This window comes from Devosia polycyclovorans (genome assembly GCF_042181575.1).
Taxonomy (GTDB): Bacteria; Pseudomonadota; Alphaproteobacteria; order Rhizobiales; family Devosiaceae; genus Devosia; species Devosia polycyclovorans.
Genome location: NZ_CP170082.1, coordinates 490,653 through 510,500 on the forward strand (window position 1 = coordinate 490,653; position 19,848 = coordinate 510,500).

General features: G+C 60.5%; 27 protein-coding genes. 10 read left to right on the forward strand and 17 right to left on the reverse strand.

Annotated elements, in window-relative coordinates; translation table 11 throughout:
• Positions 1 to 5: 5 nt before the first annotated feature.
• Positions 6 to 1,034, forward strand: a complete 1,029-nt coding sequence (locus tag ACE4RL_RS02445) for an AI-2E family transporter (RefSeq protein ID WP_375598949.1) — start codon at positions 6 to 8, stop codon at positions 1,032 to 1,034.
• Here the strand turns inward: ACE4RL_RS02445 and ACE4RL_RS02450 are convergent.
• Both ACE4RL_RS02450 and dapB read right to left on the reverse strand, forming a co-directional pair.
• Positions 1,031 to 1,645, reverse strand: coding sequence for a 2,3-bisphosphoglycerate-dependent phosphoglycerate mutase (locus tag ACE4RL_RS02450; protein WP_375598950.1), 615 nt, complete (start codon positions 1,643 to 1,645; stop codon positions 1,031 to 1,033). The genes ACE4RL_RS02445 and ACE4RL_RS02450 overlap by 4 nt on opposite strands.
• A 27-nt stretch (positions 1,646 to 1,672) precedes the next feature.
• The gene (gene dapB, locus ACE4RL_RS02455; protein WP_375598951.1) at positions 1,673 to 2,485 is read right to left on the reverse strand and encodes a 4-hydroxy-tetrahydrodipicolinate reductase; all 813 of its coding nucleotides are present in this window, start codon (positions 2,483 to 2,485) and stop codon (positions 1,673 to 1,675) included.
• 125 nt (positions 2,486 to 2,610) lie between these two features.
• Here dapB and ACE4RL_RS02460 point away from each other — a divergent pair, with 125 nt between their 5' ends.
• Positions 2,611 to 2,961, forward strand: coding sequence for a VOC family protein (locus ACE4RL_RS02460; RefSeq protein ID WP_375598952.1), 351 nt, complete (start codon positions 2,611 to 2,613; stop codon positions 2,959 to 2,961).
• Here ACE4RL_RS02460 and coaA read toward each other — a convergent pair.
• The 8 genes from coaA to hisB all read right to left on the reverse strand — a co-directional run bounded on the left by coaA (position 2,958) and on the right by hisB (position 7,897).
• Positions 2,958 to 3,908 carry a type I pantothenate kinase gene (coaA, locus tag ACE4RL_RS02465; RefSeq protein WP_375598953.1) on the reverse strand — a complete coding sequence of 317 codons (951 nt, stop codon included), beginning with the start codon at positions 3,906 to 3,908 and terminating at the stop codon, positions 2,958 to 2,960. The genes ACE4RL_RS02460 and coaA overlap by 4 nt on opposite strands.
• Positions 3,908 to 4,225 (reverse strand): phosphoribosyl-ATP diphosphatase, encoded by a 318-nt coding sequence (locus ACE4RL_RS02470; protein ID WP_375598954.1) that lies wholly within the window; start codon positions 4,223 to 4,225, stop codon positions 3,908 to 3,910. The genes coaA and ACE4RL_RS02470 overlap by 1 nt, the downstream gene beginning before the upstream one ends.
• Before the next feature lie 56 nt (positions 4,226 to 4,281).
• A complete protein-coding gene (gene hisF, locus ACE4RL_RS02475) occupies positions 4,282 to 5,091 on the reverse strand; it encodes an imidazole glycerol phosphate synthase subunit HisF (protein ID WP_375598955.1) in 810 nt (269 codons plus the stop codon).
• A complete protein-coding gene (locus tag ACE4RL_RS02480) occupies positions 5,088 to 5,417 on the reverse strand; it encodes a hypothetical protein (RefSeq protein WP_375598956.1) in 330 nt (109 codons plus the stop codon). The genes hisF and ACE4RL_RS02480 overlap by 4 nt, the downstream gene beginning before the upstream one ends.
• On the reverse strand, positions 5,414 to 6,142 hold the full coding sequence (hisA, locus tag ACE4RL_RS02485; protein WP_375598957.1) for a 1-(5-phosphoribosyl)-5-[(5-phosphoribosylamino)methylideneamino]imidazole-4-carboxamide isomerase: 729 nt from the start codon (positions 6,140 to 6,142) through the stop codon (positions 5,414 to 5,416). The genes ACE4RL_RS02480 and hisA overlap by 4 nt, the downstream gene beginning before the upstream one ends.
• Positions 6,139 to 6,792 carry an imidazole glycerol phosphate synthase subunit HisH gene (hisH, locus tag ACE4RL_RS02490; RefSeq protein ID WP_375598958.1) on the reverse strand — a complete coding sequence of 218 codons (654 nt, stop codon included), beginning with the start codon at positions 6,790 to 6,792 and terminating at the stop codon, positions 6,139 to 6,141. Before hisH ends, hisA begins: the two co-directional genes overlap by 4 nt.
• Positions 6,789 to 7,139: a DUF2628 domain-containing protein gene (locus tag ACE4RL_RS02495; RefSeq protein ID WP_375598959.1), complete on the reverse strand. Its 351-nt coding sequence runs from the start codon at positions 7,137 to 7,139 to the stop codon at positions 6,789 to 6,791. Before ACE4RL_RS02495 ends, hisH begins: the two co-directional genes overlap by 4 nt.
• 170 nt (positions 7,140 to 7,309) lie before the next feature.
• Positions 7,310 to 7,897, reverse strand: a complete 588-nt coding sequence (gene hisB / locus ACE4RL_RS02500) for an imidazoleglycerol-phosphate dehydratase HisB (RefSeq protein ID WP_375598960.1) — start codon at positions 7,895 to 7,897, stop codon at positions 7,310 to 7,312.
• Between the two features lie 141 nt (positions 7,898 to 8,038).
• On the opposite strand from hisB, the gene hslV reads away from it, so the two are divergent.
• Genes hslV through hslU form a run of 3 tightly spaced genes read left to right on the forward strand, consistent with a single transcriptional unit; the run spans position 8,039 to position 10,444 of the window.
• On the forward strand, positions 8,039 to 8,599 hold the full coding sequence (hslV, locus tag ACE4RL_RS02505) for an ATP-dependent protease subunit HslV (protein ID WP_375598961.1): 561 nt from the start codon (positions 8,039 to 8,041) through the stop codon (positions 8,597 to 8,599).
• Positions 8,596 to 9,141 carry a GNAT family N-acetyltransferase gene (locus tag ACE4RL_RS02510; RefSeq protein ID WP_375598962.1) on the forward strand — a complete coding sequence of 182 codons (546 nt, stop codon included), beginning with the start codon at positions 8,596 to 8,598 and terminating at the stop codon, positions 9,139 to 9,141. The genes hslV and ACE4RL_RS02510 overlap by 4 nt, the downstream gene beginning before the upstream one ends.
• Positions 9,134 to 10,444 (forward strand): ATP-dependent protease ATPase subunit HslU, encoded by a 1,311-nt coding sequence (gene hslU, locus ACE4RL_RS02515; RefSeq protein WP_375598963.1) that lies wholly within the window; start codon positions 9,134 to 9,136, stop codon positions 10,442 to 10,444. Before ACE4RL_RS02510 ends, hslU begins: the two co-directional genes overlap by 8 nt.
• A gap of 152 nt (positions 10,445 to 10,596) precedes the next feature.
• On the opposite strand, the gene ACE4RL_RS02520 is transcribed toward hslU, so the two are convergent.
• The 3 genes from ACE4RL_RS02520 to ACE4RL_RS02530 are packed head-to-tail and all read right to left on the reverse strand — an operon-like array spanning position 10,597 to position 12,287.
• A complete protein-coding gene (locus tag ACE4RL_RS02520; RefSeq protein ID WP_375600223.1) occupies positions 10,597 to 10,965 on the reverse strand; it encodes a helix-turn-helix domain-containing protein in 369 nt (122 codons plus the stop codon).
• Complete coding sequence (locus ACE4RL_RS02525; protein ID WP_375598964.1) at positions 10,962 to 11,546, reverse strand: Smr/MutS family protein; 585 nt, start codon at positions 11,544 to 11,546, stop codon at positions 10,962 to 10,964. The genes ACE4RL_RS02520 and ACE4RL_RS02525 overlap by 4 nt, the downstream gene beginning before the upstream one ends.
• 21 nt (positions 11,547 to 11,567) lie before the next feature.
• On the reverse strand, positions 11,568 to 12,287 hold the full coding sequence (locus ACE4RL_RS02530; RefSeq protein ID WP_375598965.1) for a Tim44/TimA family putative adaptor protein: 720 nt from the start codon (positions 12,285 to 12,287) through the stop codon (positions 11,568 to 11,570).
• Positions 12,288 to 12,459: 172 nt separating this feature from the next.
• On the opposite strand from ACE4RL_RS02530, the gene ACE4RL_RS02535 reads away from it, so the two are divergent.
• Both ACE4RL_RS02535 and secB read left to right on the forward strand, forming a co-directional pair.
• Positions 12,460 to 12,924 carry an FxsA family protein gene (locus ACE4RL_RS02535; protein ID WP_375598966.1) on the forward strand — a complete coding sequence of 155 codons (465 nt, stop codon included), beginning with the start codon at positions 12,460 to 12,462 and terminating at the stop codon, positions 12,922 to 12,924.
• 86 nt (positions 12,925 to 13,010) lie between these two features.
• Entirely contained in the window at positions 13,011 to 13,532 is a 522-nt protein-coding gene (gene secB / locus ACE4RL_RS02540) for a protein-export chaperone SecB (RefSeq protein ID WP_375598967.1), read from the forward strand.
• Between the two features lie 70 nt (positions 13,533 to 13,602).
• Here secB and dnaQ read toward each other — a convergent pair whose 3' ends face one another.
• From dnaQ to ACE4RL_RS02560, 4 genes are read right to left on the reverse strand one after another with little or no spacing between them, the layout of a single operon-like run.
• Positions 13,603 to 14,310 (reverse strand): DNA polymerase III subunit epsilon, encoded by a 708-nt coding sequence (gene dnaQ, locus ACE4RL_RS02545; protein ID WP_375600224.1) that lies wholly within the window; start codon positions 14,308 to 14,310, stop codon positions 13,603 to 13,605.
• On the reverse strand, positions 14,310 to 14,906 hold the full coding sequence (coaE, locus tag ACE4RL_RS02550) for a dephospho-CoA kinase (protein WP_375598968.1): 597 nt from the start codon (positions 14,904 to 14,906) through the stop codon (positions 14,310 to 14,312). The genes dnaQ and coaE overlap by 1 nt, the downstream gene beginning before the upstream one ends.
• 3 nt (positions 14,907 to 14,909) lie before the next feature.
• Positions 14,910 to 15,740 (reverse strand): shikimate dehydrogenase, encoded by an 831-nt coding sequence (locus ACE4RL_RS02555; protein ID WP_375598969.1) that lies wholly within the window; start codon positions 15,738 to 15,740, stop codon positions 14,910 to 14,912.
• Between the two features lie 15 nt (positions 15,741 to 15,755).
• Entirely contained in the window at positions 15,756 to 16,367 is a 612-nt protein-coding gene (locus ACE4RL_RS02560) for a Maf family protein (protein WP_375600225.1), read from the reverse strand.
• Between the two features lie 432 nt (positions 16,368 to 16,799).
• Between ACE4RL_RS02560 and hemE the strand changes: the two genes are divergently transcribed.
• From hemE to rho, 3 genes are all read left to right on the forward strand, one after another.
• Positions 16,800 to 17,834, forward strand: a complete 1,035-nt coding sequence (gene hemE / locus ACE4RL_RS02565; RefSeq protein ID WP_375598970.1) for a uroporphyrinogen decarboxylase — start codon at positions 16,800 to 16,802, stop codon at positions 17,832 to 17,834.
• A gap of 30 nt (positions 17,835 to 17,864) precedes the next feature.
• A complete protein-coding gene (gene hemJ / locus ACE4RL_RS02570) occupies positions 17,865 to 18,293 on the forward strand; it encodes a protoporphyrinogen oxidase HemJ (RefSeq protein ID WP_375598971.1) in 429 nt (142 codons plus the stop codon).
• A gap of 283 nt (positions 18,294 to 18,576) precedes the next feature.
• On the forward strand, positions 18,577 to 19,842 hold the full coding sequence (gene rho, locus ACE4RL_RS02575) for a transcription termination factor Rho (protein WP_297111355.1): 1,266 nt from the start codon (positions 18,577 to 18,579) through the stop codon (positions 19,840 to 19,842).
• The last annotated feature ends 6 nt before the right edge of the window (positions 19,843 to 19,848 follow it).

The window sequence follows — 19,848 nt, forward strand, 5'->3', positions numbered from 1 at the left end:
ATCGCATGACGGACGTCACCCGCGCCTTATTGATCGGCATTCTCGCCGTGGCCACGTTGATGTTAGCCTGGCAGCTCAGCGCAATCCTGCTGCTGGCCTTTGCTGGCATGCTGTTGGCTGCGCTACTCGATGCCGCTGTCCGACCGCTCGACCGGGTTCTCCCGCTTCCTCGCCCCTTGATCGTTGTCTTGGTAACGCTGCTGATTGCCGGCCTGTTCATTGGGGGCCTGTCCTGGGGCGGTTTCAGCCTATGGCAGAGTGTGGAGGAGTTCTGGTCGATGATCAGCAACCGGGCCACCGAGCTCTACGAGCGTTTCGGAGAGGACCTGAATAATCAGCTTTCGAGTCAGAACCAGACATTGATGCAGGATCTTCTGCCTAACCCGGCAGAGCTGTTCAGCCAGGCTGGGTCCATCTTCGGACTGACACTGGGTGTTCTGGGTAATATCGTGATTATCGGGTTTCTCGGCCTTTTCTTTGCCATCAATCCCGCCGGCTATCGCGACAGCGTCCTGATCCTCATCCCCGCCCGATATCGGGCACGCTGGAAGGATGCCTTTGACAACACGGGAGAAGCCCTGCGGGGTTGGCTCGTGACTCAGTTGGCGGTGATGGTCCTGATCGGTCTTCTAGTTTTTACCTTGCTGATATTGCTTGGTTCACCCGACGCCCTACTGTTGGGCGTTCTGGCCGGTGTTCTCAATTTCATACCCTATCTCGGGCCGATCATTTCCGCTGTGCCGGTATTGTTGACCCTGGCCGGCCAGGACATGACCGCGCTCTGGATCGGCGCCCTGGGCCTGCTGCTGATCCAGAATATCGAAGGCTATGTGATCACCCCGCTGCTGCAACAACGCATCATCGAATTGCCACCGGCATGGTCACTAATCACTATGGCGGTGATGGGGGTATTGTTCGGTCCCATGGGCGTGGCCCTGGCCACGCCTCTATTTGCGGTCAGCCGCACCTTGACCCAGAAGCTCTATATCGAGCCCCGCGACGCGGGGAAAACCGGGCCGGGAAACAGCCCTTAGAGGGTTACCCGTTCTACCAGCTTGCCGTCCGGGCCGATCTTGTAGATCGTCGGTTCGCCAGTGCCGATTTCGCGGGCCAGGATCTCGTCCGGCGTCAGTCCCTCGATGGCCATCACCAGCGCGCGCAGCGAATTGCCATGGGCCGCCACCAGCACGGTCTTTCCGGCCTTGAGCAGCGGCACAATCTCGGTCTCGTAATAGGGCAGGGTGCGTGCGGCGGTGTCTTTGAGCGATTCGCCGCCCGGAGGGGGCACGTCGAACGAGCGGCGCCAGATATGGACCTGCTCCTCGCCCCATTTTTCGCGCGCGTCATCCTTGTTGAGACCGGCCAGATCGCCATAGTCGCGTTCGTTGAGGGCGATATTGCGGGTTATAGTGACGTTCTGGATGTCCATCTCTTCCAGCATCAGGTCCAGCGTGTGCTGGGCCCGGCGCAGGCCGGATGTGTAATAGCAATCCGGGACAATGCCGGCGGCCTTCAACGCCTTGCCTGTGGCGCGTGCTTCGCCCTCGCCCTTTTCGGTCAGGTGGGGGTTGCGCCAGCCGGTGAAGAGATTTTTCAGATTCCACTCGCTCTGGCCATGACGCACCAGGATCAGCGTTCCGCTCATTTTTTGGTCCCTTCGATCGAGAAATTGTCAGTCGTTGAGGCCGAGCACATCGGCCATGGAATAGAGCCCCGGTTCTTGCCCGGCCGCCCAGAGGGCAGCCCTGACTGCACCATTGGCATAGATGGTGCGGTCCTGCGCGCGATGGGTCAGCTCGATGCGCTCGGACTGGCCCGCCAGGATGACCATGTGATCGCCAATGACATTGCCGCCACGCAGTGTAGCAAAACCGATCGTGCCCGCTTCTCGTGGACCAGTGTGGCCATCGCGCACGCGCACGGAATTGTCCTTCAAACTGATATTGCGACCTTTCGCGGCGGCCTCGCCCAGCATCAACGCGGTGCCCGAGGGCGCATCGACTTTTTTGTTGTGGTGCATTTCGAGCACCTCGACATCATAGTCGCTGAGCGCCTGGGCAGCTTTTTCGACCAGCACAGCCAGCGCCACCATGCCGGGGGAGAAATTGCCCGATTTGACAATCCGCGCCCCGGCGGCGCCAGCTGCAGCAATGGCGGCATCGTCCTGCTCGGTGCAACCGGTCGTGCCGATAATGTGAATGAGGCCGTGTCCGGCCGCCTGCCGCGCCAGCGCAACACTGGCCGCCGGCGCAGTAAAATCAATAATGGCGTCGGCGGAACCGAGCAGCGCGGCAGCGTCATCGCTGACCGACACACCCAAAGCATCAACACCGGCCAGAGTTCCGGCGTCCTTGCCGATTGCTGGGGAGCCGGCGCGGTCCAGCGCGCCAACCAGCGCCACGCCGGGATGGGCGGCAATGGCTGCAATATTGGCCACGCCCATGCGCCCGCCCGCTCCGGCCACGATGATGCGTAATGTGCTCATGCCATGAACTCCCTCAATCCTGCCCCGGCTATAGCAGTGCCGTGCCGCCCCGCCAACCGGGATGCCCGGAACCTTCTGCCTGTGTTACGATTCGGCAAAAGCAAAAAGAGAAAGTGGACCCGTCCATGACCCTCACCAATGTGTTGGCCGGCATCGCTGTTGAAGATCTCGGGCATTCCCTGGTCTGGTATGAATATCTGTTCGGCCGACCGGCCGATGCACGCACCATGGTCGATGTGGCCGAATGGAAGCTGCCCGGCGGTGGCTGGGTGCATGTGATGACCGATGAAGACCGGGCCGGTGCCAGCGTCGTCATGCTGATCGTCGACGATATCGAGGAAGAACTGGGCCGGCTTGAACTGCATGGCATCAAGCCGGTTGCCAAGGCCATCGGCCATTTCTTCAAGACCGCCAAGGTGCGCGATCCGGATGGCAATCTGATCATCCTCAGCCAGCCCCAGCAAGGGACGTATTAGACGCGTTTGAGCTTCACCTCTTCCACCCGATGATCCTTTCCCTTTTTGAGGATCAGATCGGCGCGGCCGCGCGTGGGCAGCACGTTTTCGAGCAGATTGGGCAGGTTGATCGTCTCCCACACAGTGCGGCCGAAATTGCCGGCCTCTTCCTCGCTCATTTCCGAGAACTTGCGGAAAAAGGAGGTCGGATCGCGGAAGGCGGTTTCACGCAGGCGGAAGAAACGAGTGAGATACCAGTCGCGCAGATCGTTCACATCGGCGTCGATATAGATCGAGAAATCGATGAAATCCGAGGCAAACACGATGGGCTTGCCGTCGCGCGGCAATTCGCCGGGCTGGAGAATGTTCAATCCCTCGACGATCAGTATGTCGGGCCGCTCGATGATTACCTCTTCGCCGGGCACCACGTCATAGACCAGGTGTGAATAGACCGGCACCGAGACCTTGGCTTTGCCCGATTTGATGTCGCCCAGGAAATTAACGAAACGCGCCCGGTCATAGCTTTCGGGAAAACCCTTGCGCTGCATCAGGTCGCGCCCTTCGAGCACCTTGTTGGGGTAGAGGAACCCGTCAGTGGTGACCAGGTCGACCTTGGGGCTCGATGGCCAGCGGCTGAGCAGCGCGCGCAGAATGCGCGAGGTGGTGGATTTACCTACCGCCACCGAGCCGGCCACGCCGATGATGAAGGGCACCTTGTCACCCGGCGTGTTGAGAAAGCGCGAGGAGACATCGTGCAGGCCCTGGATCGCCTCGACATAATAGGCCAGGAGGCGCGAAAGCGGCAGGTAGATCTCTTCGGCCTCGGCCAGCGAGATCGGATCGGTCAGCGCGCGCAGCCGATCGATGTCGTCGGCATTCAGCGTCATGGGCTGGCCGTTGCGCAGATCGCTCCACTGATCCTTGGTGAAACTGCGATAGGGGTCGCGGGCCGGGGGACGCTTGGCCATCAGGCATTGTCCTTACGGGCGGCCTTTTCGGCCAGACCCGACTGGGCGGTACGGCCGTCGAGCTCGGCCATCACTTCGGATAGCGGTACGCCTTCGGCCTTGAGCACCACCAGTAGATGATAGAGCAGATCGGCGCTTTCCTTGACCAGCTCGGCGCGGTCGTGGGTCACCGCGGCAATCACCGCTTCGGTCGCTTCCTCGCCCAGCTTCTGGGCGGCCTTGCCGGTGCCGCGGGCGATCAGCCTGGCCGTATAGCTCTGCTCGGGCGAGGCGGCGGCGCGAAGGGCGATGCGCGCTTCGAGTTCTTCAAGGGTCATAGATGTGGTCTCCTCGGGCGGACCATTGGTGGAAATGGCGCCGCCCGCAATAGAACTTAAGCTGCCCTGCCGGCTGCCTTGTCGAGACGCATGGCAATGCCATGCTCGGCCATATAGGCCTTGGCCTCAGGGATGGTGAAAGTACCGAAGTGGAAAATCGAGGCTGCCAGCACCGCGCTGGCATGACCCTCCTTCACCCCATCGACCAGGTGTTGCAGCGTGCCGACGCCGCCCGAAGCAATCACCGGCACTTCTACCTGATCGGCAATCGTTCGGGTCAGCTCGAGATCAAAACCGGACTTGGTGCCGTCCCGATCCATCGAGGTCACCAGCAATTCACCGGCGCCGCGCTCGACCATTCTTGCTGCAAATTCCACTGCGTCGATGCCGGTCGGCTTGCGGCCGCCATGGGTGTGAATTTCCCACTCGCTGCGATTGTCGCCGCCGACCTTTTGACCCAGCCGCTGCTTGGCATCGACCGAAACCACAATGCACTGGTTGCCGAACTTGTCGGCGGCGCGGGCGATGAAATCGGGATCATTCACCGCAGCCGAATTGATCGCCACCTTGTCAGCACCTGCCAAGAGAAGCTTCCTGATGTCCTCGATGGTCCTGACGCCGCCCCCGACCGTGACCGGCATGAAGCAATGTTCGGCCGTGCGCGCGACCACATCGAATATGGTGTCGCGGCCTTCATGGCTGGCCGTGATGTCGAGAAAGGTCAATTCGTCGGCGCCCGCCGCGTCATAGGCCATGGCCGCTTCCACCGGATCGCCGGCATCAATCAGGTCGACGAAATTGACGCCCTTGACGACGCGGCCCCCGGCAACATCGAGACAGGGAATGATACGGGTCTTGAGGCTCATGGAATTTCCGCCTTCTGCATTCGCCGCCAGGCTATGCGATGAATGATGAGAATAACCAACCAGACGATCAGCGCGCCACCGCCAAGGGGCATGGTGACCAGCGCGAACAGGCCCAGAACAAAGAAGAAGCTGATGGCGCCGCCAAGTTCCATATTCCCGACCAAGCAGGGATGCATCTCGTGCTCGGTCAGAGTGCAGCCATTAACCTCGGCCAGCAGGCCAGAAAACAGAGCCGAAAGAATCGGCGCCAGTGCGAATAGAGTGATCACGCCGAACAGCAGCCAGTAGACCCGCCAGGGGAAGATTACCGGCCGACCCGTGCTCATGCCGCCCTCAGCTTCGCCAATGCTTCACGTGAATCAATGCGCCCGTCATAGAGGGCGCGGCCGGAAATGGCACCTTCGAGTACCTGATATTCCGGCCGGGTCATGCGCTCGATATCGTCCATGGAGGCAAGGCCACCCGACGCGATGACCGGGATCGCGGTCGCCCGCGCCAGTTCGAGGGTCGAGTCCCAATTGATTCCGGCCAAGACGCCATCGCGGTCTATGTCGGTATAGATGATGGCGGCGACGCCCGCACCTTCGAAGCGCTTGGCGAGCTCGATCACCGAGAGTTCGGATGTCTCGGCCCAGCCCTCGACGGCCACCATGCCCTTGCGCGCGTCAATGCCGACGGCGACCTGGCCGGGCCATTTCTTGGCGGCCTGTTTCACCAGCGCCGGATCGCGCACCGCGACAGTGCCGAGAATGACGCGGGCCAGACCCTTGTCGAGCCAGTTTTCGATATGCCCCAGATTGCGGATGCCGCCGCCCAGCTGCACGGGGAAATTCACCGTTTTGAGGATCGCTTCGACCGCCGCGCCATTGACGCTCTCACCGGCAAAGGCGCCGTTGAGATCCACAACGTGCAGATATTCGAACCCCTGGTCCTCAAAGCTCTTGGCCTGGGCCGCCGGATCGTCATTGAAGACAGTGGCCTCATTCATGTCGCCCAGCTTGAGGCGCACGCACTGGCCGTCCTTGAGATCAATGGCAGGAAACAGGATCATGGTGTCCACCCCAGAAAATTCTCGATCAGCTTGAGGCCCAGAGCCTGGCTTTTTTCGGGATGGAACTGGGCGCCGAAAATGTTGTCGCGGCCGACGCAGGCAGTCAGTGCGCCACCATAATCGGTGGTGGCGATCAGCGTGTCGGCGTTGCCGGTCTTGAGGTGATAGGAGTGGACGAAATAAGCGTGCAGCCCATCGGGACCGGTTTCAATCCCCTGTAGCAGCGCATGGGGGCGCACTGCCGTGATGGTATTCCAGCCCATATGCGGGATCTTCAGGGCCGGGTCGGCGGGCACGATCTTTTCGACGGCGCCGGGGATCCAGCCCAGACCCTGAGTCACGGTCTTTTCCCGGCCTTCGCTGGCCAACAGTTGCATGCCGACACAGACGCCAAGAAACGGCACGCCGCCCTTGATCACGCGCTCTTCGAGCACCTCGACCATGCCGGCGACGGCATCGAGCCCAGCCTTGCAGTCGGCAAAGGCGCCGACGCCCGGGAGCATGATGCGATCGGCGGTCCGCACCATATCGGGATCAGAGGTCACGGTGATCCTCTCGCCCTGGCCCCGTTCGGCGGCCATGCGCTCAAAGGCCTTGGCGGCCGAGTGCAGATTGCCCGCGCCATAATCGATGATCGCGAGCCTGCTCATGGGGTGGTCTCCAAGCTGGCAATGCGGGCCAGATCGGCCTCGGGTGCGTAGCGATATCCGGCCGGGCCGTAGCCGCGCCGTTTCAGCGCTCGTAGCCGTGCGCCCGGTGCGGCAAAGCCAAAGGCGATGGCGAAAAGAATATAGAGCCAGATCACCGCATCGGCGCCGATATAGGGGGCGGCGAAAACCAGCGCCACGATCGCCAGCACAAACAGCACAAGCTGACCCCAAAGCCGATGGGCCAGCGCATGCACGGGCGGCAACAGCGCGGCGAACCAGGAAAACTTCTCGGGCACCGCCTGGGGCAGGGCACCGGTATCGGATCTGAGAATGGCGTAGAGGGTCACGGGACACTCCAAGGGCAAGATGGCGTCCCCTTAGTGCAAAATGCACAGAGGGGGAAGGGCACCGCAGCTTAACGGTGTCGTCATTGCCGGGCTCGTCCCAGCAATCCATCTGGCAACGGCATGGACCACCGGGGCAAGCCCGGCGGTGTTGAGAGAGAGGCGAGCGCCCGTCAGAGCACGCCCTTGGTGCTGGGCACGCGGTCGGCCATGCGCGGATCGATCTCGACCGCGTCGCGCAGGGCACGGGCGACCGCCTTGAACATCGACTCGGCCAGATGGTGGTTATTGTCGAAATAAAAATTCTCGATATGCAGCGTGATGCCGGCATTGATCGCAAGCGCCTGGAAGAACTCGCGGAACAGCTCGGTGTCGATCTCGCCGATCTTGTTCTGCGAAAATTCGGCCTTGAAGACGAGAAAGGCGCGGCCGGAGACATCCAACGCGGCGCGCGTCAGTGTTCCGTCCATAGGCAGGTCACAGCTGGCATAGCGACGGATGCCCTTCTTGTCGCCCAGGGCCTGCTTGATCGCCTGGCCCAGCGCAATGCCGACATCTTCGACGCTGTGGTGAAAGTCGATATGCAGATCGCCCTTGCAGGTCACATCCATGTCGATCAGTGAGTGGCGGCTGAGCTGGTCCAGCATATGGTCAAAGAAGCCGGTGCCGGTCTGCATCGTATGCGCGCCGGTGCCATCGAGATTGATCGAGACGGTAATCTCGGTCTCGTTGGTCTTGCGGGCGATCTTGGCAGTACGCATGGGCTGTCTCCGAAACTCGGCGCTTGACTAGCAGATAGGCAGGTTCGCGTGAAGATTGGGTTTAGCGCGCCATGGGCACGTCTGTTGCAATCTGGGCTCGCACCCCTAAATATCAGCCAACAGTTCGGAGTATCTTCCCTTATGAGTGACAATAGTTTTCCCGGCTGGCATGGCACGACCATCGTTTCGGTCCGCAAGGGCAACAAGGTCGTGGTGGCCGGCGACGGCCAGGTCTCGATGGGCCAGACAGTGATGAAGCACAGCGCGAAAAAGGTGCGCAGGCTGGCCGATGGCAAGGTGATCGGCGGCTTTGCCGGCTCGACTGCCGATGCCTTCACCCTGTTCGAGCGGCTTGAAACCAAGCTCGAGCAATATCCCGGCCAGTTGATGCGGGCCGCCGTGGAACTGGCCAAGGACTGGCGTACCGATCGCTATCTGCGCAAGCTCGAGGCCATGATGATCGTGGCCGACAAGACCGACACGCTGGTGCTCACCGGCACGGGCGATGTGCTGACCCCCGATTACGGCGTCATCGCCATCGGCTCGGGCGGCAATTACGCGCATTCAGCCGCGCTCGCCCTGCATCAGGCCACTGAACTCGATGCCGAGGATATCGCCCGCCGCGCCATGAAGATCGCTGAAGAAATCTGCGTCTATACCAATGGCAATGTGACCGTCGAAACCATCGAGCTTGGCGCGTGACCTTGACCATCCGCCGCCTGGGCCCGGAGGATGCCGAAGCCTATCGCGCCATAAGGCATGAGGCACTGGCCAATCATCCCGAGGCCTTTGTCTCGACAGCCGAGGGCTTTGCGCGAAAATCCGATGCGGAAATTCGCCAGACGCTGGAAGGCCTGACCATTTTTGGCGCTTTCCTGCCCGATGGATCGCTGGGCGGCATCAACGCCTTCCTGCGCAATGAGGGTGCCAAGGAGCGTCATCGCGGCTGGATGATCCAGGTCTATGTGCGTCCCCAACACCGGGGAACCGGCATGGCGCAGGGCCTGGTCGAGCATCTGGTGGAGCATGCCCGGAACCACGTGCTGCAGATCCATCTTGGCGTCTGGTCGGAGAATGTCCCGGCCATCAAGCTCTACAAGCGGCTGGGCTTTGAAACCTACGGCACCGAGCCCCGCTATCTCTTCGTGAACGGTCGATTTATCGACGAACACCTGATGGTGCGCTTCCTGGATCGCGACGGGTCCAACAGCAAGGCACCGATCGAAAGTGACCAAAATGAGTGAAACCAATTTTTCCCCGCGCGAGATCGTTTCCGAGCTCGACCGCCATATTGTGGGCCAGGCCGATGCCAAGCGCGCTGTGGCCGTGGCGCTGCGCAATCGCTGGCGCCGGCAGCAGCTCTCGGCTGACCTCCGGCGCGAAGTGACGCCGAAAAACATCCTGATGATCGGGCCAACCGGCGTCGGCAAGACCGAGATTTCGCGTCGCCTCGCCCGCCTGGCGCAAGCCCCTTTCGTCAAGGTGGAGGCCACCAAGTTCACCGAGGTCGGCTATGTCGGTCGTGATGTCGAGCAGATCGTGCGCGATCTGGTCGAGGCGGGGTTGACGGTCTTGCGCGACAAGCGCCGCCGCGATGTTCAGGCCCAGGCCCATCACAATGCCGAAGAGCGCGTGCTAGACGCGCTGGTCGGCACCTCGGCCACGCCCTCGACCCGCGAAAGTTTCCGAAAGAAGCTCCGGGACAACGAACTCGACGACAAGGATATCGAAATCGAGATGCAGCCCTCGCCAGGCAGCGGCGGCTTTGAAATTCCCGGCATGCCCAATGGCGGCATCGGCATGATCAATCTCTCCGACATGTTCAAGCAGGCCATGGGCGGGCGCGGGGTCAAGCGCAAGATCAAGGTCAAGGATGCCTATGAGCCGCTGGTGGCCGAAGAAGCCGACAAGCTGCTCGACCAGGATCAGTTGAAGGCCGAAGCCATCGAATTGGTCGAGAACCACGGCATCGTCTTCATTGACGAAATCGACAAGGTCGCACAGCGCGAAGGCGGCGTGCAGGGCGGGCCATCGCGCGAAGGCGTGCAGCGCGATCTCTTGCCGCTGATTGAGGGCACGACGGTTGCCACCAAATACGGGCCGGTCAAGACCGACCATATCCTGTTCATTGCCTCGGGCGCCTTCCACGTCTCCAAGCCATCGGACCTCTTGCCCGAATTGCAGGGCCGCCTGCCGATCCGGGTGGAGCTGAAAGCGCTGACGCGCGAAGACTTCATCGGCATTCTTTCAGACACCGAGGCGAGCCTGATCAAGCAATATGTGGCGCTGATGGGCACGGAAGGTGTCACGCTCGAAGTCACGCAGGACGCCATCGAGGCCATTGCCGACGCAGCGGTCCTGGTCAATTCCTCGGTCGAAAATATCGGGGCGCGGCGGCTTCAGACCGTGATGGAGCGGCTGGTGGAGGAAATCTCTTTCGACGCACCTGACAAGTCCGGCGAGACCGTAACCATCGATGCTGCCTTTGTGCGCGAAAAGGTGGGCGCCCTGGCCGGCGATACCGATCTGAGCAAGTTCGTATTGTAAAAACCAACTTCCTCTGCCCCTTGCGGGAGAAGGCAGCAAAGCTGCTGGCAGGCCTAGCGGCGCTGGGAGGGGGACCAAAGAGTACGCAGCGGGCGGCACTCCTCCCATCCTCCCCCGTCAAAGGGGAGGTGCCGTATCGAAAGGCCAATGGTCTATCGCTTTCGTCCTGCGCGCTTGACCACTTCATCGCGCAGGAATTTCAGATCCTCGGGGTCCAACCGGCCGATATCATCACGCAGACGATTGGTCAGTTCCGTGGCTTCTGGAGCCATGCCGCCAGTATCTATCGTGACCTTGGGGTCGGAGATTTCGGCCAGGCGCTGGAGCTCCTCGGCTTCGTCCCAAATGAAGTTGAAAAAGGCGATGATACGATGAAGCAGGAAGCTTGTGGGTTGGCCGCGCTTGCCGTGTTCCAGCGCCGAGAGATAGGCGCTCGATACATTGAGCGCGGCCGCCATTTCCTTGAGGGATATGCCGCGGGCGTCCCGCAGGGCTCTAAGTTTGGCGCCTAGCGGGGTCACTGGCGCCTGAGGCGCACATACCACGCCCCCTCTCCGCCATGGCCGCGTGCCGCCACGCTCCAGCCTGACACCAGATGCGACAAGCCAGGCTCCGAGAGCCAGATGGGCAGCATGGTGCGCAAAATACCCCGCTCGGTCATGGCCGCGATATAGTCGTTATCGGTTTTAACACCCTTGCCGGTGATCACCAGAATGGTTCTATCCCCGCGCGCCGCACGGGCCCCAATATAGCGGCGCAAGGTTTCGCGCGCCTCCGATTGGGTCATGCCATGAAGGTCAATCTTGCCGTCGATCTCGATCCGTCCGCGCCGGACTTTCTTGTGGATGGCAGGATCGACGGTGCGTTCGGCGTCTGGCGTGCCCGGCATGGGTGCCTGATAGGCGGGCAGGAATGGCTTTCCGGCCCGAACTGGCTTGGGGGGCGCCTTTACCAGAGGCTCGGGATCGGCTTGGTGGGGCACGGGCAGCGTGCCCGCGCCCATCTTCAGCAGACCCTTGCGGCGCAGCGGCTCGACCGTCGCGGCAACGCTGGTCCACAGGTGGAAGTCATGCGGCAGGCGTTTCGAGCCACGCTTGGACATGGTACGGCCCGCCGCAACAAATCAATCAAGCTGACTGGTGGCGATGACCTTCCAGTTCGGGTCGCGCGATTTGGGGTTGCGTGAAAAGGTCCACTCGTCCGCAATGGTCTGGACCTGGTCAGCATTGCCCTCGACCAGATTGCCGTCCTTGTCACGCGTCGCAGAGACCACTTCGGCATGGAAGTCGACCGTGACATTGACGTCCTTCTTGTCGAATTCGGCGTCAACAATGGCAATGCGGGGCAGGCCGACAAAGGTGAAGTCCACCGTCTTGCCTTCGCTTTCACGCTCGGTAATGGCGCGCTGGAAGCTATCATAGATGGGCTTGTCGAGCAGATTCTTGAGCGTCTGCCGGTCGCCTTCGGCAAAGGCGGTGACGATCATTTCGTAGGCCTGCTTGGCGCCCTCGAGGAAGCTCTTGGGCGAGAAGGTCGGATCGGCCTCGGCAACGGATTTGAGACCGGTAGCCAATTCGGCATTGCCGGCTGCCGCCTGCTCTATTTCAGCCTCGAGCTTGCGCGCGCGCCGCTCATCGTCCAGGTCTGGCTGGGCCGCGCGCGGCCGGATTGGCACCACCGTATCTTCATTGGCCGTCTGCTTTTCGGTCGGGGTCGAGCGGCTGCGGTCAATGGGTGGTCGTTCATTGCCGGTGCGGGTGCCCAGCACCGAACGCAGCCGGAACAGCACGAAGACTGCGACGGCAATGGCAATGAGTGTCGGCAGGTCGAGGAATTCAGCCATGAAGCAGGCACCCTGAAAATGAGGCGTCGACAAAAAAGTGAGCGCGAGCGCTCGTTCCGCGCCGCATCTGGCCTATATATAGGCAAAGCTTTAGCCCGAAACCAGTTCACGATGGGGCGAGTTGCGTTTTTGCCGCGCCTGAGGTGAACAAAATTCCTGCAAGGAGCCAAATGTGGCCCGCCTGATTGCCCTTTCCTTCCTGGCTTTGCCGCTTCTGGAAATCGCTGTGTTCATCATTGTCGGCCGCGCCATCGGCCTGTTCCCGACACTCGCACTGGTGATCCTTGCAGCGCTGGCGGGGGGGTTGCTGCTGCGCCAGCAGGGCCTGAGTACGCTTTCGCGGCTACGCAACAATGTCAATGCCGGCACCATTCCAGGGCGCACCATGTTCGACGCCATGCTGATCGGCGTGGCCGCAATCCTGTTGGTGCTGCCGGGCTTTCTCAGCGATGTGCTGGCGCTGGCCCTTTTGGTGCCCCCGCTGCGGAACTGGCTGTTTTCCGCCCTTGCAAGCCGGGTCCGGGTGGTCGAGACCACCACCAGCTATCGCCGCTACGATGAACCAGAGACGACATATGACGTCGATGCCAAGGTCATCGAGCACAGGGATGAGGACGATCCCAAGCCCCGACAATAGGTCTGCTTGGCTTGTTCCAATGGGCCAAAAGTGGTAGCCACACGGCCACAATTGCTTTGAATACAGACATCAAGAAGGACCAGACAATGGCCGATGACACCCAGGGCGCGGCAGCGCCGCAGCCCGGCACCGCACCCAGCATGAATCTTGTGGGTCAGTATATCCGCGATCTCTCCTTCGAAAATCCCGGCGCACCCGGAACGCTGCTGGGCGGCGGCACCAATCCGGCTTTCAACGTGTCGATCTCGGTCGGCGTGAAGAAGCAGAGCGATGAAATCTATGCCATTGAGCTCACGCTCAATGCCAAGGCCAATCGTGAAGAGACCGTGCTGTTCAATGTCGAACTGGTCTATGGCGGCATCTTCCGCATCAAGAACGTGCCGGAAAATCAGCTTTCGCCGCTCCTGATGATCGAATGCCCGCGGCTGATCTTCCCCTTTGCGCGCCAGGTTCTGGCCAGCGTAACGCAGCAGGGCGGCTTCCCGCCGCTGATGATGGAGCCAGTGGACTTCTCCGCGATCTATCGCCAGAATCTGGCAAAGCTGGCTCAGCAGCAGGGCGGCGCTCAGGCTGCCGATGCCGCCGCCGAGACGCCCAAGCCGAACTGATCGGTCATATCGGGTTCAATGAGATAGGCCCTGGCTTCTGCCGGGGCCTTAATTTTGGGGCCGGTTCATCCTACTCGGCGGCAACGCGCTGCTGATACCTGGTCCAGATAGCGTTTTCACCCATCTTCTCAATGAAGGCGTCGTGAGCCTCTGCTTCACTGGCGCTGAGCCGGCTGGGCAGCGGGACGGGACGCTGGGCCACTGCAATACGGGCCTGGCCCATACCACTGGATGCCGTTTCGACCTCGGCCACCAAGGCCAGGCTCACCTGCTTGCCACCGATCAACTCAAGGTAGACTTCCGCCAGAATTTCGCTGTCGAGCAAGGCGCCATGCAGCGTGCGGCGGGAATTGTCGATGCCGTAATGCTTGCACAGCGCATCGAGGCTGACGCGGGCACCCGGATGCTTTTGCCGGGCAACCATGACGGTGTCGATCACCTCATTGGTCAGGCGCGGCAACCCGGCCCACTCCATTTCGGCGTTCAAAAAGCCCATGTCGAAGGGCGCGTTGTGGATCACGAGCGTTGCATCGGCGATGAAGGCCCGGAAATCTTCGGCCACCGCCTTGAAAAGCGGCTTGTCGGAGAGAAACTCCTCGCTCAGCCCATGCACGCGAAAGGCCTCTTCAGGCATGGAGCGTTCGGGGTTGATATAGACGTGAAAAGTCTTGCCGGTGGGGATGTGGTTGATCAACTCGACGCAGCCGATTTCCACCAGCCGGTCCCCACCCTGCGGTGAAAGGCCGGTGGTTTCGGTGTCGAGCACGATTTCCCTGATCATTGATCCTGCCGTTCTGCCTTCAACTTGCCGACCAGCGCGGCGACTTCGGCCTCCATCTCGGCGATGGGGAGGCCGGTGTCGAAGAGCCAGTCGGCGCGTTCCTTCTTTTCGGCCTGTGGCATCTGACGGGCAAGCAGCGTCTCCATCTTTTCCACGGTCATGCCCGGTCGGGCCAGGATACGTTCCCTTTGCACTGCCTCATCGACATAGGTCACCGCAATGCGATCAAAGCCATAATCATGGCCGCTTTCGAACAGCAATGGAACCTCGACGGCGGCCAGGGCATGACCCTGCGCTTCTGCGTCATCGAGAAAGTCAGCAATTGCGCTGCGCACCAGGGGATGGACAATGGCTTCGAGGCCCTGGAAACCAGAAGGATCGGAAGACAGGCGCCGGGCCAGCTCCCCACGGTCGATGACGCCATTGTCCGCAACGCCTGGGAAAAGCGCTCCGACCGGCGCGACAGCCGCACCCGAATAAAGCCGTTCCACGGCCTCATCGGCGGAAAACACCGGTACACCGCATTTGGCGAATGCCGAGAGCAGGGTGGATTTTCCCGTGGCGATCGAACCTGTAATGCCGATCCTGAGCATGGCCTAGTGATCCAAGGTGGCTTCGATACGTGCCCGCAGGTCCGGCGTCACCGTCGGCTGGACGCCGAACCAGGCCGCAAATCCGGGCACAGCCTGATGCAGCAGCATGCCCAGCCCATCCACCGTGGGCAGGCCGCGCGCCCTTGCGTCGGCCAGGAGTGGGGTTTCGAGCGGACTATAGACTATATCGGTTACCAATGTGCCTGGGCGCAGCAAGCTGATATCGAACTGATCGAAACGGGTGCCGTGCATGCCGATCGATGTGGTGTTGACCACCAGCCCGGCATGCGGTGCCGAGGCATTGATGTTCTCGAGCGTGCCGACGGTAAACCCTTCGGGACCCAACTCGCTGGCCAAGCGGTCACCAGTCTCGCGCGTGCGATTGAGCAGGACGATGGGTATATTCCGGCTTTGCAGCGCCACGAGAACGGCGCGTGCGGCGCCACCAGCACCTAATACCAATGCGCAATCAAGACGATCAGACCAACCGGGTGCTTTGGCGTCGAGATTGCCCAGAAAGCCCAGGTAATCTGTGTTCGTGCCGTGAACCTTGCCATCCCTGGCGACCAGTGTGTTGACCGCACCAATCTTGCGCGCCAGCTCGTCCACACTGTCGCAAAGGGCAAAGACGGCTTGCTTATGTGGAATGGTAACATTGCCACCGGCAAATTCTCCGCCACGCAAGCGCTCGAAAAAGCTCTCCAGCGCGTCCGGCGGAACATCAATCGCTTCATAGGTGCCATCGATGCCGTGTTCGGCCAGCCAGGTCCCATGAATGAGCGGCGAGCGGGAATGGGCAATCGGATGCCCGATGACGAATGCCTTGGTGGTCAATCTTGTGTCCTTGGCTCAAGCCCGGGCGTTCAAAAGCTCTGGTGCGATATCGCGCAAAGCGGCCAGAAGGGGAAGCAGCGGAAGCCCCAGAATGGTGAAATAGTCGCCGGCCACGGTTTCGAACAGGCGAATAGACGGGCCTTCCAGCCGGTAACCACCGACCGAGCCCAGGCTTGCCTCCCCCTCCAGATCAAGCACGTGATCGCGTTCCTCGGCGGAAAAGTCACGCATGGTCAATTCGGCCGTCTGAAGATCGGACCAGAGCAGATGCCCGTCCCGCACCAGGGTCACCGCAGCGTGCAGCCGATGAGTCTTGCCCCGCAGGTGATCGAGCTGGGCGACGGCCTCCGCGCGCGACGCGGGCTTGTGCAAGAGTTCCAGGCCCAAGGCGAGCGTCTGGTCCGCGCCAATGACCAGGTCACCTGGCCGGCTGCTGGAAACGACTTCGGCCTTGTGCCGCGCCAACAGCAGGGCAACATCCCGGGCATCGCCGCCGGCCTCAAGAGCCTGAGTTTCTACCTGGCGCTCATCGAGTTCTGCCGGCTTAGCCTCAAAACACAATCCAGCCTTGTCCAGCAAGGCTTTGCGCGTCGCACTGGCAGAAGCAAGGATCAGCATGGGAAGCAGTTTTTCCACACTGTCATCCCCAGCTCAAGACCGATCTGTGGGTTGGTCGCGCAACTTCGGATCGCTGCCAAACTTGTCCCCCTTGGGTAAGAAATTGTTAACAGTTCGTTTTGAGCGCCGGTGAAAAACGGACGTGGAAAGCTCTGGGGATATCGAAACGAACCGCGACAAAGATATGCGCAGCTTCATCCACACCCGGAATCGAATCATTGACTCGGCAGAGGCCGGATTAACCTCTCGTTAATGAATTGGGCGCGTTAAGATTTCAGTAAGAGTTTGGAGCGGATTCACACCCCGTTAACCATGGCCTGCGCGCAAGTGTCACTTCGCACTTGGATTGTGGGTGGAACGGAATTGCAGCTAAACACCGCCATAATGATAAAGAAGCGAAGCAAGAAAGACTCTTTATAGGGTTTTGGAAGGGATGAACCCATGGCTCCGGTGACGCACAAACCATTGCTCGCCACAGTATTGGGACAGCGTCAGGAACGCCCCCCGATCTGGATCATGCGGCAGGCCGGACGCTATCTGCCCGAATATCGGCAGACCCGGGCGCAGACGGGCGGTTTTCTTGAATTGTGCTACACACCGGAACTGGCAGTGGAGGTCACGCTGCAGCCGCTCCGGCGCTTTGACCTGGATGCCGCCATCCTGTTTTCCGACATTCTGGTCATCCCCGATGCTTTGGGGCAGAGCGTACGCTTTGCAACGGGCGAAGGGCCCTTGCTCGATCCGCTCGATGAAAAAGGCATTGATGGCCTCGATCGGGATCGGGCGATAGCTCATCTGGCGCCGGTCTTTGAGACACTGCGGCGGCTTCGTGCGGCCTTGCCACCTGAAAAGACCTTGATCGGCTTCTGCGGTGCTCCCTGGACCGTGGCGACCTATATGCTGGGGGGGCGAGGGTCACCGGATCAATGGGTGGCACGCCGGTTCGCGCTGGAGCATCCTCAGGCTTTTGACAGGCTGATCGATATCCTGGTGGATACCTCGATCGATTATCTCGCGGCGCAGTTCGAGGCGGGTGCCGATGTGGTGCAGCTTTTTGAAAGCTGGGCACTCAATCTCGACGATGCCAGTTTTGCCCGTCAGGTCATGGAACCCAACCGGCGGATTGTTGAAGGATTGCGGCAACGGGTGCCCGATGCACCGGTGATCGGATTCCCGCGTGGCGCGGCGGGCAATCTCCGACGTTTTTCGGAGGCTACCGGAGTTAATGTCTTGGGGATCGACTTCGCCACGCCGATCGACTTCGTCAACGCGCATTTGCCGCCTGAGCTGGCTGTGCAGGGCAATCTTGATCCGCTGCGGCTGGTCGTCGGTGGTGAAGCCATGGAGCGGCAAGCCCGTGCAATTATCGAGGGCTTCGCGAACCGGCCGCACATCTTCAATCTGGGACACGGCATCGTCCCCGAAACGCCGATCGCCCATGTCGAGCGGCTCGTCGAACTGGTCAAAGGCGGCTAACCAGCGCTGCTGAACTGTTGAGGTTTTCCCATGTATGATTGGGTAAAGGCGCTGCATGTCATCTCGGTCATCGCCTGGATGGCGGGGATGATGTATCTGCCGCGGCTCTTTGTTTATCACGCGCAGTCGGCCGTCGGTTCGGAGAAGGCCGAGACCTTCAAGGTCATGGAGCGGCGCCTTTATCGTGGCATTAACACGCCTGCGATGATCGCGACCTGGTTGTTTGGATTATGGCTGGCGTTTGGCTTCGGCATTGTCGACTTTTCGCAAGGCTGGATGTGGCTCAAGGCGGCAATGGTGATTGCGCTCAGTGGCGTGCATGGCTGGTATGGATCGATGCTGCGCGCCTTCACGGAGGACCGGAACATGCGGCCGCATACGTTTTACCGGGCAATCAACGAGATTCCTTTTGTCATGGCGATCGTCATTGTGATTGCGGTGATCGTGAAGCCGTTTTGAGAACGGCTAATCCTGATGTCTCGCCATTCGAGCATAGCTCTCATGGCCTTCGGCTCTAAAATCGGGCCACAGGACCGATTTTGCTGCGCAGCAGCCGAGCCGAAGTTTCACGTGAATCCGGTTTTCAAAATTTGCTTAGAACTTGAAACAGGCCACGGATCACGCTACAGAAGGACAAGGCATCCCCTAATTGCGCGACCACCCCGGCTGCTGCGTGGTGCCGAATACTCCCCTCATTCGACTGTCCAGTCTTATCGATATCCCTCTAGGGTCGTTTCGCTACATGCAGAATATCAAGCTCAGTGAGCTCAAGGCCAAGTCTCCGGCTGAACTCTTGGCATTTGCCGAGGAACTCGAGGTCGAGAATGCATCGACCATGCGCAAGCAGGAGTTGATGTTCGCCATTCTCAAGGAATTGGCTGCCCAGGACATCAACATCGTCGGTGAAGGTGTGGTTGAGGTGCTCCCTGACGGGTTCGGCTTCCTGCGCTCACCTGATGCAAACTACCTTCCTGGCCCCGATGACATCTATGTCAGCCCCAGTCAGATCCGGCGTTTTGGTCTCAGGACTGGCGACACGGTTGAAGGTGAAATCCGCTCTCCCAAGGAAGGCGAACGCTATTTCGCGCTTCTCAAGGTTTCGACCATCAATTTTGAAGATCCCGAGGCGGTTCGCCACAAGGTCAATTTTGACAATCTGACGCCGCTCTACCCAGAAGAACGTCTGCGCATGGAGCTGCCGGATCCGACGGTCAAGGATCGTTCTGCACGCTTGCTCGATCTGGTAGCACCTCTGGGCAAGGGACAGCGCGCGCTGATTGTCGCGCCTCCGCGAACCGGTAAGACGGTATTGTTGCAGAATATTGCACAGTCAATCGCCACCAATCACCCCGAATGCTATCTCATTGTCCTGTTGATCGATGAGCGCCCCGAGGAAGTGACCGATATGCAGCGCTCTGTGCGCGGCGAAGTCATCTCCTCGACATTCGATGAACCCGCATCGCGCCACGTCCAGGTCGCAGAGATGGTCATCGAAAAGGCCAAGCGTCTGGTCGAACACAAGCGGGACGTCGTTATCCTGCTCGATTCCATCACCCGGCTCGGCCGCGCCTACAACACTGTCGTCCCCAGCTCGGGCAAAGTGCTCACCGGTGGCGTGGATGCCAATGCCCTGCAGCGCCCCAAGCGCTTCTTCGGTGCGGCGCGCAATATCGAAGACGGTGGATCCCTCACCATTATTTCGACCGCGCTGATCGATACCGGCAGCCGCATGGACGAAGTGATCTTTGAAGAGTTCAAGGGCACGGGCAATTCGGAAATCGTGCTTGACCGCAAGGTTGCCGACAAGCGCGTCTTCCCGGCCATCGACATCAACAAGTCGGGCACCCGCAAGGAAGAGCTGCTGGTGGAATCCGATATCCTGCGGAAGATGTATGTGCTGCGTCGCATCCTCAATCCGATGGGCACAATCGACGCCATGGAATTCCTGACCGACAAGGTCCGTCAGACCAAGACGAATTCCGACTTCTTCGATTCCATGAATACCTAGGACCAA